The sequence below is a fragment of the Pseudomonas sp. BF-RE-22 genome, from assembly GCF_019956155.1.
GTDB lineage: Bacteria > Pseudomonadota > Gammaproteobacteria > Pseudomonadales > Pseudomonadaceae > Aquipseudomonas > Aquipseudomonas migulae.
The window spans coordinates 1-14907 of sequence record NZ_JAHBDD010000043.1; the positions used below are offsets into that span (position 1 = coordinate 1).

Below are 14907 nucleotides of genomic sequence, written 5' to 3' on the forward strand. Positions count from 1 at the left end.
CTCAGATGTGTATAAGAGCCAGCTTATGGACCGCGTAATCGTTCTTCGCGGGCAAGCCTCGCTCCTACAGGTTTTGTGTAGTTTTCAGGAAACGGGTCAGATACGCACGTTGCCCCGTGGCCCGGCGATGGCCCAGATGATCAGGCCCAGGACCGGCAGCAGCAGGATCAGCAAGACCCAGATGATTTTCATCACGGTGTCGGCGCCACTTTTCAGCACGTTGATGATTGCCCAGATGTCCAGGACAAGGATGATCAGGCCCACCAGGCCGTTGAACGTGGAACCCATGGTGTCGCTCCCTAAGCGTTGTGTGCCCTCTCAGGATAGTCGGCCCCAGGGGTTTCGTTTCATGCCATCAAACGTGGATGGCGACTTTCAGGGCTTCCAGGGAAGGCGCGGCAGCAATGCCGACCTCGGCGCACAGCTCGAGCACACGCGGTACGTCGTTGCCGTAGACCAGCACCACTTGCAGTTCGTCGTCGAGCAGCTGGCTGAAATTCATCAACGTATAACCGCCGTTTTCCTTGTTCATGCTGCCCATCTGCACCTGGATGCGATTGAGCGCGGTCAGCGCTTCGGTCTTGGCCAGTTGCTTGGGTTTGATGTTGAAATCCACGCCCGGACCAAACGAAGCGACGATCTGCGCGAACAGGTCCATATAGGTGTCTGCCTGGAACAGCACGGTTTCCGGCAGGCTGCCGACGACGACCCACTCGCCCAACGGAATCGGGAAGGTGTCGTCGTAGTTAATGTCTGGATTGGCTGTCAGAAAAGCCTCTGGATCGGCGTAGGCCTGGGCCGCTTCGTCGGCGACTTTGAGGATTTCGTCTTCGCTCATGCACCCGGAGCTGATTTTGCTGATGAGTTCGACGAGTGCGGCTTTCATGGGGGCGGAATCCTGTAGCGAGGGAATTTTTAAGGCGCGAAGGATAGCGCATTACGTCCCGCAGTTCCTGTGCGCGAGCGTGACCGGGAATGTTGACCCATATCAAGATCCGGCGCACGGGGCCGCGGCACAATGCTGGCACCTTGCCAATACTGTTTCCGCTATCAGAGAAGACCTCCATGGGTGCCTGGCTTAGCAACATCTCGCTGAAATATAAATTCTGGGCGGTCAATGCTGTCGCCTTCGTCACGACCCTGTTGTTGGTGCTGTATGCCGTACAGCTCGAACAACAGGCCCGCAGTCACGCATCCAAAGTGTCCGCCCAGGCACAGGCACGCCTGCTCGGCGCCTGGCCGGCCGGGCAAGCGCTGCCCAAGGCCGATAACCTGCTGACGTTCAGTCGCGGGCACGCGCCGTTGCTCAACGATCAACCCGTGCTGGAACTAACGGACAGCAACGGCTGGGTCGAGATCAACTCGATGCCGCTGTTCGGCGAAAACCCGTTGATGGGCGCCGAAGTGTTCGCGCGTGCCGACGGCCAACACATCGCCGTGATTGCCTATGGCCCGAGCCTGAGCCAGGTGTTCGAAGAACGTTTCGCCAACTACGCCGTGGCGGTGTTCATCCTGATGCTGGCGATGCTCGGTGCGTCGCAATTGTTGATCCGCTTTCTGCTCAGCCAGCTCAATACGTTGAAAGACGTCATGCTCCACGTCGAAAAAACCGGCGACCTCTCGGCCCGTGTGCCGCTGGCCTGCACGGACGAAGTCGGGCAGATGGCCGGTGCGTTCAACGCGATGCAGGCCGGTTACCAACGGGTGGTCAACACCGTCGCCAGCACCGCACGACAACTGGATGACGGTGCCGCTCGGCTGGCATCGAGCATGAACGAAGTGCGCCACGGCATGCTCGGCCAGCAAAGCGAGACCGATCAGGCCGCCACGGCGATCAACGAAATGACCGCCACCGTCTACCACATCGCCCAGCACGCCGGTGCCACCCGCGACCTTTCGAAAACCGCCGACACCCTGGCTGGCAGCGGCCAGGAAGTGGTCAGCCGCGTGCAGAAGTCGATTGCCGGGTTGTCCACTGGCGTCCAGCAGACGGCCGAGATGATTCAGCGTCTGGCCGAAGACAGCCAGAAGATCAACGGCGTGGTCAATGTGATCCACAGCATCGCCGAGCAAACCAATCTGCTGGCGCTGAATGCGGCGATTGAAGCAGCCCGGGCCGGGGAAATGGGTCGTGGTTTTGCCGTGGTCGCCGATGAAGTGCGCAACCTGGCCAAAAGCGTGCAGACCTCGACCGACGAGATCACCCTCATGGTTTCGGCGTTGCAGGCCGGTACGCGGGACGCGGTGGATTTCATGCAGGAAAGCTCGTTCAAGGCCGACGATTGCGTGCAACAGGCGCAAGAGGCTGGCGCCGCACTGGCCGAAATCACCAGCGCAGTGGCGCAGATGCGCGAAAGCAATACGCAGATTGCCGTGGCGGCGGAACAGCAGAGCCAGGTGGCGGAAGAGATGAATCGGGCCGTGGTGAGCATTCGCGATGTGACCGAGAACACCGTGAAGCAGACCGTGGACTCGGCGACGACCAGTAATGAATTGGCGGCGCTGGCCGGGGAACTGAGTAAGGCTATAGGTCAGTTGAAACTTTAAGGGCGTCTTCGCGGGCAAGCCTCGCTCCTACAGGTCGTGCGCAGCCTTTGTAGGAGCGAGCGGTGCGGCGATCCGACTTGCCCGCGAAGACGCCCGTGTGAGCAACATCAATTCCGAACATGAACACCTATCACTCCGATAGCCATCCTTGATTCGCCGCCCGCCCATGCCGCGCCTATTCTTCAATCATGTGTTCAACATGGATCGAGGATCAGCATCATGGGCAAACGTCACCCCAACCTTCCCGCCTGGCAATGGCGCGCGTACCCGGACAATCACCAGCACCCGGCCAATCTGGTGTTGCATCTGATTGCCGTGCCGCTGTTCATCGTGGCGTTTCTGCTGCTGGTTTGCGGGGTGTTCAGCCTGAGCTTTGCGAACTTCGCGATTGGCGTCATCGGCCTGCTCGCGGCATTGGGCCTGCAGCGCCACGGTCACAGCTTGGAGGCGCAAGCCTCCGAGCCGTTCAGTGATCGCAAAGACGCGGTGTCGCGCCTGCTGGTCGAGCAGTTCCTGACCTTTCCACGGTTTTTCCTCAGCGGCGGCTGGTGGCGCGCCTGGCGTGAGCGCCACCGTCGTCACTGATCAGGCGAAAACCGTCACCGTCTGCCGGCTCATGGCAATCAACTGATCTTCTGCGTTCCACAGCTGCGCCGCCGCGTGACCGTAGCCGTCAGCGGCATGTTCGATTTCAACGAGGTATTTGCACCAGTCCAGCGTGCTCAATTCCAGCACCGGCTGGACGAATTCGATGGTCCAGGTCAGCGTGCTGCCCATCGCCGGTTTCGTCAGGTGCGGCATCAAGGATGGGGGCCAGGCGTCCACCAGCGCCAGAATATGCGCCTCACTGACCGCCTCTTCCTTCACATCCCCGCGCAAGCGCACCCAACCGCCCATCTCGCGGGATTTATTGCCGGTGAACGGCAGGCCGCCAACACTCCAGCGCATCGCCAGATGGCGCATGAATTCCGGCAGGACGCCTTTGATGAATGGCAGCTCCTGGCAATCGTCCCAGTGCTTCATTTCGGGGGCCGGCGTGGCGGTTACCGCCACTTCGGACGGTCGCGAGGCGCCAAAGCTGCCCTGGATGAGTGTCACCACCTGGCCCTTCTGCATCGCCCGACCCAGTACCTGGCTGACCGCCTTGCCTTCGCGCAGGACGTCGACTTCAAAACTGACCGGCACTTCAGGCTCGACCGGCCCGACAAAGGTGATCGCCAGCGAACGCACAGGACGATCCGCCGGCACCTTCGCGCGCATGGCTTCGTATTGCAAGGCGGCCACCAGGCCACCAAAACTGGCGCGACCCTGCGCCCATTCGGCCGGAATAGACAACTCCAGCGGCTGGCTGCGGACGGCGTCGAGCAGATCGGAAAAGCGCATGGAAACCTCAAGGGCAGAAAAGGATGAAGGGATGTTAACCAGCCTGCGAGGATGGCACAGCGCCTATTCTGGCCAAAGAGACTGACAGATAGGCCGTGTGCACATCGATTCCAGATTCAACAATGATCCCCTGTAGGAGCGAGCCTGCTCGCGATGGGCGTGAACGATAACGCATGCTGTCTGGAGACACGCGTCGCCTTCAAGTCCATCGCGAGCAGGCTCGCTCCTACAGGGGTTTCAGGATTTGAAACAGCTGGCACTGAGTTTGTCGAGCACACGGTCCGCACGGCCTTCGGCCTGGGCCATGGTGGTTTTCCAGACCGCCACGCAAGGCTGCAAATCGGCTTCCTGTTCGGCCCGGGCCAGCCATTGCCAGCAATCGTGCCAATCGCCCAACGCGGCCTGGGCCGACTTCAATCTGGGCAGCGCCGGTTTCGGCAAGCGATCCAGCTCGGGATACGCCTCGATGCCATAACGCACGCGCTTGATCAGCAAGCGCAGGCGATGGCGATCATGGGCGGGATCGTGCAGTGCCTGGTCGAGTTTCTTCCATTGTTTGGCCAGGCGTTTCTCGATCCGTTGACGCAAGCCCTTGAGCAAACCCTGACGCTGCGAGGCGCGTATAAAGCGCGGAAAGGCGTCAAGGATCATCAGCAACTGCAACAGCTCAGGACTCGCCGCAACCGCCGGGTAAGCCTCGGCCATCTGCGCCATGCGCCGTTGCGCCGCCTCGGGTTGATCGTGCTCGAGCAAATACGCCGCCAGCACTTCGCGATCGCGCAACGGCGTGGTCAATTGCCCCACGGCCGATGCTGCCGCTTCCAGTTGCTCGACACCGGGCAAGCCACGCAATGGTCGCAGCAGGCTGCGCAAACGGCGAACCGTGGTGCGCAGATCGTGCAACGCTTCCGGATCGGTGCGGGCATTCAATCGGGCCTGACAGGCCAGCAAACGGACTTCCAGGCCCAGAACTTGAGCCACCAACCGATTAATCATGTGATTGACTCCAATTGTAGGAGCCGGCTCGCTGGCGATGGCAGCCGTAATGACGCCTTCACCAGCAAGTCGGCTCCTACAGATTAGCGCCTTGTTTAACGGCCAGCGCGTGACTCACGAATATAAAAGCGCGCCTTCTCGGCTTTCCTGGCGCAGCCTTCGAACGCTTCGAATTGCTGCTGGGTCTTGGCGCCGGTCAGCAACGACAGGGCCTTGGAGTAGCTGACGGTGCCGGCAAAACCTTCGGCCTTGGCCAGGTCCAGCTCACGCCACGCCGCATCGAGCCCGTTGCCGCAGCTGTCACGGTAAGCGGTTTTGCCGGCACAACCGGCGAGTGCCAGCGCAATCAAGGGCACACAGATCCAGGCTTTCATCACTCACACCTCAACAATAGGAAAACAGTCGTGCACGTAAGACGGTCCGGCGCGTGAAAAGTGCCTTGCTCCCGCCGTCGAAACTATAGCGCTCGGGAGAATAACCATCTGCCGCCATGGAGTGTCGAAAAAACGACGCCTTCACCCTGCCAAGCGACCTTGACGATTGAAGCGCGCCCCTTGATGGGTGCATTGTTGAACCTTGTCAGACGAGGGCGATTCATGAAAAAGCGCGTCGCACTGGTGCTGGGCTCAGGTGGGGCCCGAGGATATGCCCATATCGGGGTCATTGAAGAGATCGAACGACGTGGCTACGACATCTCCTGCATTGCCGGCTGCTCGATGGGTGCGGTGGTCGGCGGGATTTATGCCGCCGGCAAACTGGACGAATACCGTAACTGGATCGAAAGCCTGGATTACCTCGACGTGTTGCGCCTGGTGGACGTCAGTTTTCGGCTGGGGGCGATTCGCGGCGAGAAGGTCTTCGGGCAGATCCGCAAGATCGTCGGCGAGATCAATATCGAAGACCTGCGCATCCCCTACACGGCGGTGGCCACCGACCTGACCAACCAGCAGGAAATCTGGTTTCAGGAAGGTTGTCTGCACCAGGCGATGCGCGCCTCGGCGGCCATCCCGAGCCTGTTCACTCCGGTGATGCAGGGCAATCGCATGCTGGTGGACGGCGGCATCCTCAACCCTTTGCCGATCGTGCCCGTGGTGTCGAGCCATTGCGACCTGATCATCGCGGTCAACCTCAACTCCACCAACCAGCGTCACTATCAATTGCCGGTGATCCAGCGCCCTGCCGCGTTCAGGACCCGGTTCGACAGCCTGATCAACTCGCTGGGTTCGAAAATGCCGTTCCGCCGCAAACAGGCAGAACAATTGCTGTTGCTGGAAAAGGAAGCGTTGATGGCCGAGGCGGCCGAGATCAATCCCTGGGTCGAGTCCGCCGAACCCGAAGCCCAGCAACCGGCAGCCGCCCCTGAACGCGACGGTGCGCCGAAGTCGGCCACCGGTTCATTCATCATCGACAACGTGGGACCGGCGTCCTTGCTGGATTTGATCAACCAGAGTTTCGAGGTGATGCAGACGTCGTTGGCGCAGTACAAGATCGCCGGCTATCCGCCGGATATTCTGATCAACGTGCCGAAGCGGGTGTGCCGGTTCTTCGAGTTTTACAAGGCACCGGAGTTGATCGCGCTGGGGCGGGAGATTGCGCGGGATACGTTGGATCGGTATGAGAATGAGCGGGATTCCTGAGGGTCTCGGGTGAATGTGAGGGCCTCATCGCGAGCAGGCTCGCTCCCACATTTGATTTTCAGTGGACGCAAAATCTGTGGTTCACCTCAATCTACTGTGGGAGCGAGCCTGCTCGCGATGGGGCCTGAAAATCCAGCGCAAAAATCAGAGGCCACCCTCACTCAACAACCGATACCCAACCCCCGCCTCGGTCACGATAAACCGTGGCTGCGTCGGATCATCCGCCAGCTTCTGCCGCAAATGCCCCACCACAATCCGCAGATAGTGACTGTCTTCGGTATGGGTCGGCCCCCAGATATCCTTGAGCAATTGCTGCTGCGTGATGACCCTTCCCGGATGCCGCGCCAGTTGCGCCAGCACTGCGTATTCCTTGCGGGTCAACGCCACTTCGACGCCTTCGAGCAGCACCCGGCGATACGCCAGATCCACCGTCAATGGGCCGAACGTCAGCGCCGCTTGTTGCGCCTCGCCCACCGGCGCCTGACGCAACAGGGCACGCACCCGCGCCAGAAATTCCTGGATACCGAACGGCTTGGTCACGTAGTCATTGGCGCCGCCATCTAGCGCTTCGACCTTCTGCCCTTCACCGGCGCGCACCGACAGCACCAGCACTGGCACCGTCGACCACTCACGGAACTCGCGCAGCACTTGCTGGCCGTCCATGTCCGGCAGGCCGAGGTCGAGCACCAACAAATCGGGTTTGTTCAATGCGGCTTGCGCCAGGCCTTCGGTGCCGGTGCCGGCCTCCAGCACTTTGTAGCCTTGGGAGGCGAGGCTGATGCGCAGGAACTTGCGGATCTGCGGTTCGTCGTCGATGACCAAAATGGTCGCGGTCTGGCTCATGGTTTCCGGTCGCGGCATGGAGATGTCCAAAGGGTATCAGGCTTCACTTTCAGTGCTCACTGTCCGCTCTCGATTTCAAAGGAAGGTTGTTCCTGCAAGGGCAAGTGAAGGGTGATGCAGGTGCCGCGCCCGTCGATGCCGTCACCGACGCTGATGCGCCCGCCGTGCGCGCCGACCATGCCCTGACAGATCGCCAGCCCCAGCCCGGTCCCCTGCCCACCACGATCACCGCGTGCGGCGGTGTAGAACATGTCGAAAATCTTCGCCCGCTCCTCCTCCGGAATGCCCGGGCCTTCATCGCTGACCGAGAAGAACAGTTCGCTTTCATCCACGCCGGCGCGCAATTGCAAACGCCCATGCACCGGTGAAAACCGTGCGGCGTTTTCCAGCACGTTGACCAGCGCCTGCTCGATCAGCGCGGCGTGGACGAACAGCAGCGGCAGCTGCGCAGGCACATCGGTGCTGACCTGCAACGGCGCCAGCACCGCGCGCAGGCGATTGAGCGAACTGCCAACGATGTCGGCCGGTGACACCCAGTCCCGCGCGAGCTTCAGCGCACCGTGACCGAGGCGGGTCATGTCCAGCAGGTTTTGAATGTAGCGATCAAGGCGCTCGGCTTCATCGCGCGTGCCTTCAAGCAGTTCGCGACGATCCTCCAGCGGGATGGCTTCGCCGAGCGCCAACAGGCTGTCGATGCTGCCGCGCATGGAGGTCAGCGGCGTGCGCAAATCGTGAGACACCGAGGCCAGCAAGGCACTGCGCAGTTGCTCGGTTTCACCGTGCAGCCGCGCCGCTTCCAGGTCTTCGGCCAGTTGTGCGCGTGCCAGCGCCTGGGCCAGCGGCTGACTGAGCGCAGTCAACAAGCGTCGACGCTGACCGCTCAAGGTCTGCCCTTCTTTGGCACAGACGCCGAGCAACGCCAGCGGCCCGTCTTCCACCGAAAGCGGCCACCACCACCAACGCCCGAACGGCAACGTGCCGGTGCCCGCGCCCGCCGGCTGATCGTGTTGCCAGGCCCAATCGGCGGCGGCGCGTTCGGCTTCGGTGAATTCCAGGGGGCCACCGGTTTCGACTTTCCAGCCCGCCTGACCGTCGCGATTGAGCAGGCACAGCTGCACGTCTTTCCAGCCGTTGAGATGCTGCGCGGCGGCGCTGACCACGGCCTGGCGGTCGGTGGCGGCGGTGAGTTTGCGCGACAGGTCGAGCAGTTCGGTGGTCTCTTCCTGCGTATCGCGCAACGCCTGCAATTGCCGGCGCTGGCGCGCCGCGAGATTGCCGGTGAGCGCAGCCATCAGCAGGAAAAACAACAGCGTCAGTACGTCTTCTTCGCGCTGGATGCTGAAGGAAAAATTCGGCGGAATGAACAGAAAGTCATAGGTCAGAAACGACAGCGCCGCACAGGCCAGTGCCGGGCCGAGGCTGCTGCGCACCGCCACCAGCAACACAGCCGCGAGGAACACCAGCGAGATGTTCGGCAGCGGCAAGACACTCGCCACGGCCCAGGCCAGTGCGCTGGCGAGCACGGTTGCGACCAGCGCCAGCGCATAGTCGAACCACACCAGCGACTGCGCCGAACGCTGGCGCGGCTGATGCTGCTCGTGATCGCTGTCGAGGACGTTGATTTCCAGTCCACGTGCATCGCGCAGCAAGCGTGAGGCCAGACCACCGCCGAACAGGCGCCGACGCAAACGCTGCCGGGACTGACCGACCAACACCAGGCTGGCACGGCGTTCGGCGGCGTGCTGGATCAGGGTTTTCGCAACTTCGCCGGCACGCAACAACACCACTTCGCCACCGAGACGTTCAGCCAGTTGCTGGGCACTTTGCAGACGCAGGCGCGATTGCTCGTCGCGCACGCTGCCGTTGTCCACGTGCACCAGGCTCCACGGCAAATGCCGGCGCTGGGCGACACGACTGGCGTGACGCACCAGGCGTTCGGCCTGAGCATCGCCATCGACACCGACCAGCAGCCGACCGCGCACCGCAGGTGCCGCCTGGCCGAGCTGGCGATACCCTTGCGCCAGATCGTTATCGACCTGGGCCGCCGCCGTCTGCATCGCCAATTCGCGCAGGGCAGTGAGGTTGGTCTGGGTGAAAAACGCATCGATGGCCGCCCGCGCCTGCTCCGGCACGTAGACCTTGCCGTCGCGCAGTCGCTCGAGCAGCTCCCGTGGCGGCAAGTCGATCAGCAGCAGTTCATAGGCTTCTTGCAGCACCCAGTCCGGCAGGGTTTCGCGGACCTGCACGCCGGTGATGCCACGCACCTGGTCGTTGAGGCTTTCCAGGTGCTGGACGTTGACCGTGGTGAAGACGTCGATGCCGGCGGCGAGCAGTTCCTGAATGTCTTGCCAGCGCTTGGTGTGACGACTGCCGGGTGCGTTGCTGTGGGCCAGCTCGTCGACCAGCACCAGTTTCGGTTTGGCTGCGAGCAGGCCGTCGAGGTCCATTTCTTCGAGCATCACGCCACGGTATTCCGAGCGCACCAGCGGTTGCTGCGGCAAGCCGCCGAGCAGCGCTTCGGTTTCGGCACGGCCGTGGGTTTCGACCACGCCGGCGATGACTTTTACGCCCTGGCGCAGTTGAGTGTGGGCCGCTTGCAGCATGGCGTAGGTCTTGCCGACACCGGGCGCGGCACCGAGGAAAACCTTGAGCCGGCCACGGCCATCGCGGGGCAGGTCTGCTAACAGCGCGTCGGCGCGGCCGGAGTCACTCATGCTTGAAGTTCTCTTTTTTCAGGTGTTGATGTGGTGATTGTTCTATCGCCATCGCTAGCAGGCTAGCTCCCACAGGGGGTATGCATTCCCCTGTGGGAGCTAGCCTGCTAGCGATTGGCGGCGCCACCGATTTACAACTTTTCCAACGCCATGTTCAGCGCCAACACATTCACCACCGGCGGGCCTACCAACGGCTGTTCGATGTGCGCGGCCAGCAGATTCTGAAGCGTAGACACCGGCAGATTCCGCGTCGCCGCAACACGCGCCAGTTGATAGGCAATCGCCGCTGGTGGCAAGTGCGGATCAAGCCCGCTGCCAGAAGTGGTCAGCAGCGCCAACGGCACCGCCCCCTGGCCTGGCACCAGCAGTTTATTGGCATCGTCGATCACCCGAGTGGCCAGGGCCGGGTTGCTTGGCGACAGGTTGCTGGCACTGCTCGATACCGTGGCGAAAGCACCGGCCGACGGGCGCGGATGGAACCACGCGTCACCGGTGAAATCCTGGGCAATCAGCGAAGAGCCGCGGACTTTGCCGTCGGCGTCACGCACGAGGCTGCCATTGGCCTGGTCAGGGAACGCGACCTGCGCGACGCCAGTGACCACCAACGGGTAAGCGACGCCGGTGATCAGGGTCATCAGGACCAGCAGGCTCAGGGCCGGACGTATCATTGTGGACATTTCAAAATCCTCGAATTCGGTGAACAGATTCGGTGTTCATATAGATGAACCGTGGTGCATTCTTCGCGAGCAAGCTTCGCTCCTACAGGGCGGTGTCACACCTGTAGGAGCCGGCTTGCCGGCGATCGAGCGCGAGCGCTCGCCAAGGGTCAAACCAGATGCAACGCCGTCAACAGCATGTCGATCGCCTTGATGCCCACGAACGGCACCAGAATCCCGCCCAGTCCGTAGATCAACAGGTTGCGGCGCAGCAACGCCGCCGCACTCGCCGCCTGCACGCGCACGCCACGCAAGGCCAGTGGAATCAGCACCACAATGATCAAGGCGTTGAACACGATGGCCGACAGAATCGCGCTCTGCGGGCTGCTCAGTTGCATGACGTTGAGCACACCCAGTTGCGGGTAGATCGAGGCAAACAGCGCCGGCAGAATCGCGAAGTATTTGGCGACGTCGTTGGCGATCGAAAACGTCGTCAGCGCACCGCGGGTCACCAGCAACTCCTTGCCGATCTGCACCACGTCCAGCAACTTGGTCGGATCGCTGTCGAGGTCGACCATGTTGGCTGCTTCGCGCGCCGCTTGCGTACCGTCGTTCATCGCCATGCCGACGTCGGCCTGGGCCAGGGCCGGGGCGTCGTTGGCGCCGTCGCCGCACATGGCGACCAGACGACCGTCGTTCTGTTCATGACGAATGCGCGCCAGTTTTTTCTCCGGCGTAGCTTCAGCCAGCACGTCGTCCACACCGGCTTCGGCCGCAATCGCCGCGGCGGTCAGCGGGTTGTCGCCGGTCACCATGACGGTGCGAATCCCCAGTTTGCGCAGCTCGGCGAAGCGCTCGCGGATGCCTGGCTTGACCACGTCCTTGAGGTGGATCGCGCCGAGCAATTTACCGTCGGCGCACACCAGCAACGGCGTGCCGCCGCTCTGGGCGATCTTGTCGATTTCCCGGGACAGTGCCGGGGCGAGATCGGTGCGTTTCAGGCCGACGAACGCCAGCAACGAATCCACCGCACCCTTGCGATACACACGGCCCTGATAGTCGACACCGGACAAGCGAGTCTCGGCGCTGAACGGCACCGCCGTCAGCACTTCGGTGGCAGGCTCGGGTTGTGGATGAATGCCGCGCAGGTACTCGACGATGGACTTGCCTTCCGCGGTGTCATCGGCCAGCGAAGCGAACAGCGCACCCTCGGCCAGCTCCTTGGCGCTCACACCCGGTGCGGCATACACCGCGGTGCAACGACGGTTACCGAAGGTGATGGTGCCGGTCTTGTCCAGCAGCAACACGTGCACATCCCCCGCCGCTTCCACGGCGCGCCCGGATTTGGCGATCACGTTCAGGCGCACCAGACGATCCATGCCGGCGATGCCGATGGCCGAGAGCAAACCGCCGATGGTGGTCGGAATCAGCGTGACCAATAACGCCACCAGGAACACCAGCGGCAGGCTGCCGTTGGCGAAGTGGGCGAACGGTTGCAGGGTCACGACCACCAGCAGGAAGATCAGCGTCAGGCCGATCAGCAGGATGTCGAGCGCCACTTCGTTCGGGGTTTTCTGGCGTTTGGCGCCTTCGACCAAAGCGATCATGCGGTCCAGTGTCGACTCGCCAGGGTTGGCGGTGATGCGCACCAGCAGCCAGTCGGAGACCAGTCGGGTGTTGCCGGTGACGGCCGAACGGTCGCCGCCGGATTCACGGATCACCGGCGCGGATTCACCGGTAATCGCTGCTTCGTTGACTGCCGCGATGCCTTCGATGACTTCGCCGTCACCGGGGATCATTTCACCGGCTTCGACGCGCACCACATCGCCCTTGCGCAGGCTGGTGGCCGGCACTACTTGAAAGGCGCCGTTGCCGGTTTTGCGGCGTGCGCTCAAGCCTTCGCTGCCAGCCTTGAGGCTGTCGGCGCGAGCCTTGCCGCGACCTTCGGCCAAGGCTTCGGCGAAGTTGGCGAACAGCACGGTGAACCACAGCCACAAGGCGATTTGCGCAGCGACGAAGGTCGGCACGGCGCTGTCGGGAATGAAGCACAGCACGGTGGTCAGGACGGCGGTCAGTTCGACCACCAGCATCACCGGCGCACGCTGCAATTGCCGTGGGTCGAGCTTGACGAAGGCTTGCACCAACGCCGGACGCCACAGGGCCGAGATTGCGGTTTTCGGTTGTTCCGGCGCCTTGACGGTGGCGGCTTTACTTACGGGCATATTCATCATTGATTCCTCAGAAGCCCATGCTCAAATGTTCTGCAATCGGACCCAGTGCCAGTGTCGGCAGGAAGGTCAAACCACCCACCAGCAAAATGGTCACGGTCAGCAACGTCACAAACAGCGGGCCGTGGGTCGGGAAACTGTTCTGGCCGATCGGTGCGGTTTTCTTCATCGCCAGGCTGCCGGCCAGGGCCAGTACCGGGAGGATGTAACCGAAGCGACCGATCAACATGCCCAGACCGAGCATCAGGTTGTGGAACGCGGTGTTGGCACCGAAGCCGCCGAATGCCGAACCGTTGTTGGCGCTGGCCGAGGTGTAGGCGTACAGCAACTGGCTGAAACCGTGGGCACCGGGGTTACTCACCGAGGCCACCGGACCGGGCAGGCTCGCGGCAATCGCGCCAAGCACCAGCACGCCGACCGGCATCACCAGCAAAGTCACCACCAGCAGTTGCACTTCTTTGGCCTGCAGTTTCTTGCCGAGGTATTCCGGGGTGCGGCCGATCATCAGGCCGGCGAGGAACACCGCGATCAGCACGTTGAGCAACATGCCGTAGAGCCCGGCACCGACGCCGCCGAAGATCACTTCGCCGACCATCATGTTGACCATCGCAACCATGCCGCTCAGCGGGTTGAGGCTGTCGTGCATGCCGTTGACCGAGCCGTTGGATGCGGCGGTCGTGGTCACCGACCACAACACCGTGGCGGTGGTGCCGAAGCGCGCTTCCTTGCCTTCCAGCGGCGCGGTCTGCTCGACGGCGACGTTGTTCAGGGTCGGGTTCGGTTGGTATTCAGCCCACAGCGAGGTCGCGCCGCCAATCAGGAACAGCGCCAGCATGCAGGCGATGATCGCGCGGCTCTGACGCAGGTCTTTGACGTAATGACCGAAGGTGAACACCAGGGCAACCGGGATCAGAATGATCGAGGCCACCTCGAACAGGTTGCTCCACGCCGTCGGGTTCTCGAACGGGTGCGCCGAGTTGACGCCGAAGAAGCCGCCACCGTTGGTGCCCAGTTGCTTGATCGCAATCTGGCTGGCGGCCGGGCCGAGCGGGATCACCTGATCGACGCCTTGCATCGTCACCGCATTCACGTACTGCGCGAAGGTTTGCGGCACGCCCTGCCAGACCAGGTACAGCGCCAGCAGCAGGCACAGCGGCAGCAGGCCGTAGAGGGTGGCGCGGGTCATGTCGACCCAGAAATTGCCCAGGGTTTTGGTCGATTTGCGACCGATACCCCGGCACAACGCAACCAGCACAGCGAGGCCGGTGGCGGCGCTGACGAAGTTCTGCACGGTGAGGCCGACCATCTGGCTCAGGTAGCTCAGCGAGGCTTCGCCGCTGTAGCCCTGCCAGTTGGTATTGGTCATGAAACTGACGGCGGTGTTGAACGCCAGCGTCCACTCCTGACCCGGCAGGTTTTGCGGGTTGAGCGGCAAGTGGTCCTGGAACAACAGGATCACGAACAACAGCAAAAAGCCCGCAAGGTTGAAGGCGAGCAAGGCCAGGGTGTATTTCTGCCAGCTCTGTTCGGCTTGCGGATCAACGCCGGCCACCCGATAACAGCCACGCTCCACAGGTCCCAGGATCGGTGTCAGCCAGGTGCGCTGGCCTTCCATGACCTTGTAGTAGAACCGCCCGAGAAACGGTGCCGGGATCAGCACCACGGCGAAGAAGGCCAGGATCAGCCAATAGTCATAACTGTGCATAGCCGCTCCTAGTTCCGGTCCGCGCGCAACAGCGCAACCAACAGATAAATGAACAGCCCCACTGCCAACAGCAGTGACACCCCGTCCAGAACGCTCATGGAAGTTCTCCGTGTTACGGCGTATTGCCGCGTGTGGAGTCATTGTCGGAAGGAAGGCTGTAAAGGAGCGAGATCGAGGGGGTTGGCTGGGCATAAAGAA

General features: G+C 62.2%; 14 protein-coding genes. 3 read left to right on the forward strand and 11 right to left on the reverse strand.

Annotated elements, in window-relative coordinates:
* Nucleotides 1-96: 96 nt before the first annotated feature.
* Together KGA82_RS19795 and KGA82_RS19800 are read right to left on the reverse strand one after the other, a co-directional pair.
* Nucleotides 97-288: a PLDc N-terminal domain-containing protein gene (locus tag KGA82_RS19795; protein WP_008027309.1), complete on the reverse strand. Its 192-nt coding sequence runs from the start codon at nucleotides 286-288 to the stop codon at nucleotides 97-99.
* 67 nt (nucleotides 289-355) lie between these two features.
* The gene (locus KGA82_RS19800; RefSeq protein WP_008042186.1) at nucleotides 356-886 is read right to left on the reverse strand and encodes a hypothetical protein; all 531 of its coding nucleotides are present in this window, start codon (nucleotides 884-886) and stop codon (nucleotides 356-358) included.
* Between the two features lie 179 nt (nucleotides 887-1065).
* On the opposite strand from KGA82_RS19800, the gene KGA82_RS19805 reads away from it, so the two are divergent.
* The gene (locus KGA82_RS19805; RefSeq protein WP_008027306.1) at nucleotides 1066-2547 is read left to right on the forward strand and encodes a methyl-accepting chemotaxis protein; all 1482 of its coding nucleotides are present in this window, start codon (nucleotides 1066-1068) and stop codon (nucleotides 2545-2547) included.
* 219 nt (nucleotides 2548-2766) lie between these two features.
* Nucleotides 2767-3132, forward strand: a complete 366-nt coding sequence (locus KGA82_RS19810) for an Mpo1-like protein (protein WP_008027303.1) — start codon at nucleotides 2767-2769, stop codon at nucleotides 3130-3132.
* Here the strand turns inward: KGA82_RS19810 and KGA82_RS19815 are convergent, their stop codons facing one another.
* The 3 genes from KGA82_RS19815 to KGA82_RS19825 form a co-directional block, all read right to left on the reverse strand.
* Nucleotides 3133-3930 carry an acyl-CoA thioesterase gene (locus tag KGA82_RS19815; protein ID WP_192226186.1) on the reverse strand — a complete coding sequence of 266 codons (798 nt, stop codon included), beginning with the start codon at nucleotides 3928-3930 and terminating at the stop codon, nucleotides 3133-3135.
* Between the two features lie 237 nt (nucleotides 3931-4167).
* Nucleotides 4168-4926, reverse strand: coding sequence for a CHAD domain-containing protein (locus KGA82_RS19820; protein ID WP_223451997.1), 759 nt, complete (start codon nucleotides 4924-4926; stop codon nucleotides 4168-4170).
* A 95-nt stretch (nucleotides 4927-5021) separates the two neighbouring features.
* A complete protein-coding gene (locus KGA82_RS19825) occupies nucleotides 5022-5300 on the reverse strand; it encodes a hypothetical protein (RefSeq protein WP_008027298.1) in 279 nt (92 codons plus the stop codon).
* 222 nt (nucleotides 5301-5522) lie between these two features.
* On the opposite strand from KGA82_RS19825, the gene KGA82_RS19830 reads away from it, so the two are divergent.
* Complete coding sequence (locus tag KGA82_RS19830; protein WP_008042183.1) at nucleotides 5523-6563, forward strand: patatin-like phospholipase family protein; 1041 nt, start codon at nucleotides 5523-5525, stop codon at nucleotides 6561-6563.
* Between the two features lie 144 nt (nucleotides 6564-6707).
* Here the strand turns inward: KGA82_RS19830 and KGA82_RS19835 are convergent, their stop codons facing one another.
* The 6 genes from KGA82_RS19835 to kdpF form a co-directional block, all read right to left on the reverse strand.
* The gene (locus KGA82_RS19835) at nucleotides 6708-7406 is read right to left on the reverse strand and encodes a response regulator (RefSeq protein WP_032828669.1); all 699 of its coding nucleotides are present in this window, start codon (nucleotides 7404-7406) and stop codon (nucleotides 6708-6710) included.
* A gap of 56 nt (nucleotides 7407-7462) precedes the next feature.
* Complete coding sequence (locus KGA82_RS19840; protein WP_223451999.1) at nucleotides 7463-10120, reverse strand: sensor histidine kinase; 2658 nt, start codon at nucleotides 10118-10120, stop codon at nucleotides 7463-7465.
* Between the two features lie 131 nt (nucleotides 10121-10251).
* Nucleotides 10252-10797, reverse strand: a complete 546-nt coding sequence (gene kdpC / locus KGA82_RS19845; RefSeq protein WP_223452002.1) for a potassium-transporting ATPase subunit KdpC — start codon at nucleotides 10795-10797, stop codon at nucleotides 10252-10254.
* A gap of 149 nt (nucleotides 10798-10946) precedes the next feature.
* Complete coding sequence (kdpB, locus tag KGA82_RS19850; protein WP_032832696.1) at nucleotides 10947-13004, reverse strand: potassium-transporting ATPase subunit KdpB; 2058 nt, start codon at nucleotides 13002-13004, stop codon at nucleotides 10947-10949.
* A 10-nt stretch (nucleotides 13005-13014) separates the two neighbouring features.
* Nucleotides 13015-14709, reverse strand: coding sequence for a potassium-transporting ATPase subunit KdpA (gene kdpA / locus KGA82_RS19855; protein ID WP_008042180.1), 1695 nt, complete (start codon nucleotides 14707-14709; stop codon nucleotides 13015-13017).
* Between the two features lie 8 nt (nucleotides 14710-14717).
* On the reverse strand, nucleotides 14718-14807 hold the full coding sequence (gene kdpF / locus KGA82_RS19860; protein WP_007899818.1) for a K(+)-transporting ATPase subunit F: 90 nt from the start codon (nucleotides 14805-14807) through the stop codon (nucleotides 14718-14720).
* Between the last annotated feature and the right edge of the window lie 100 nt (nucleotides 14808-14907).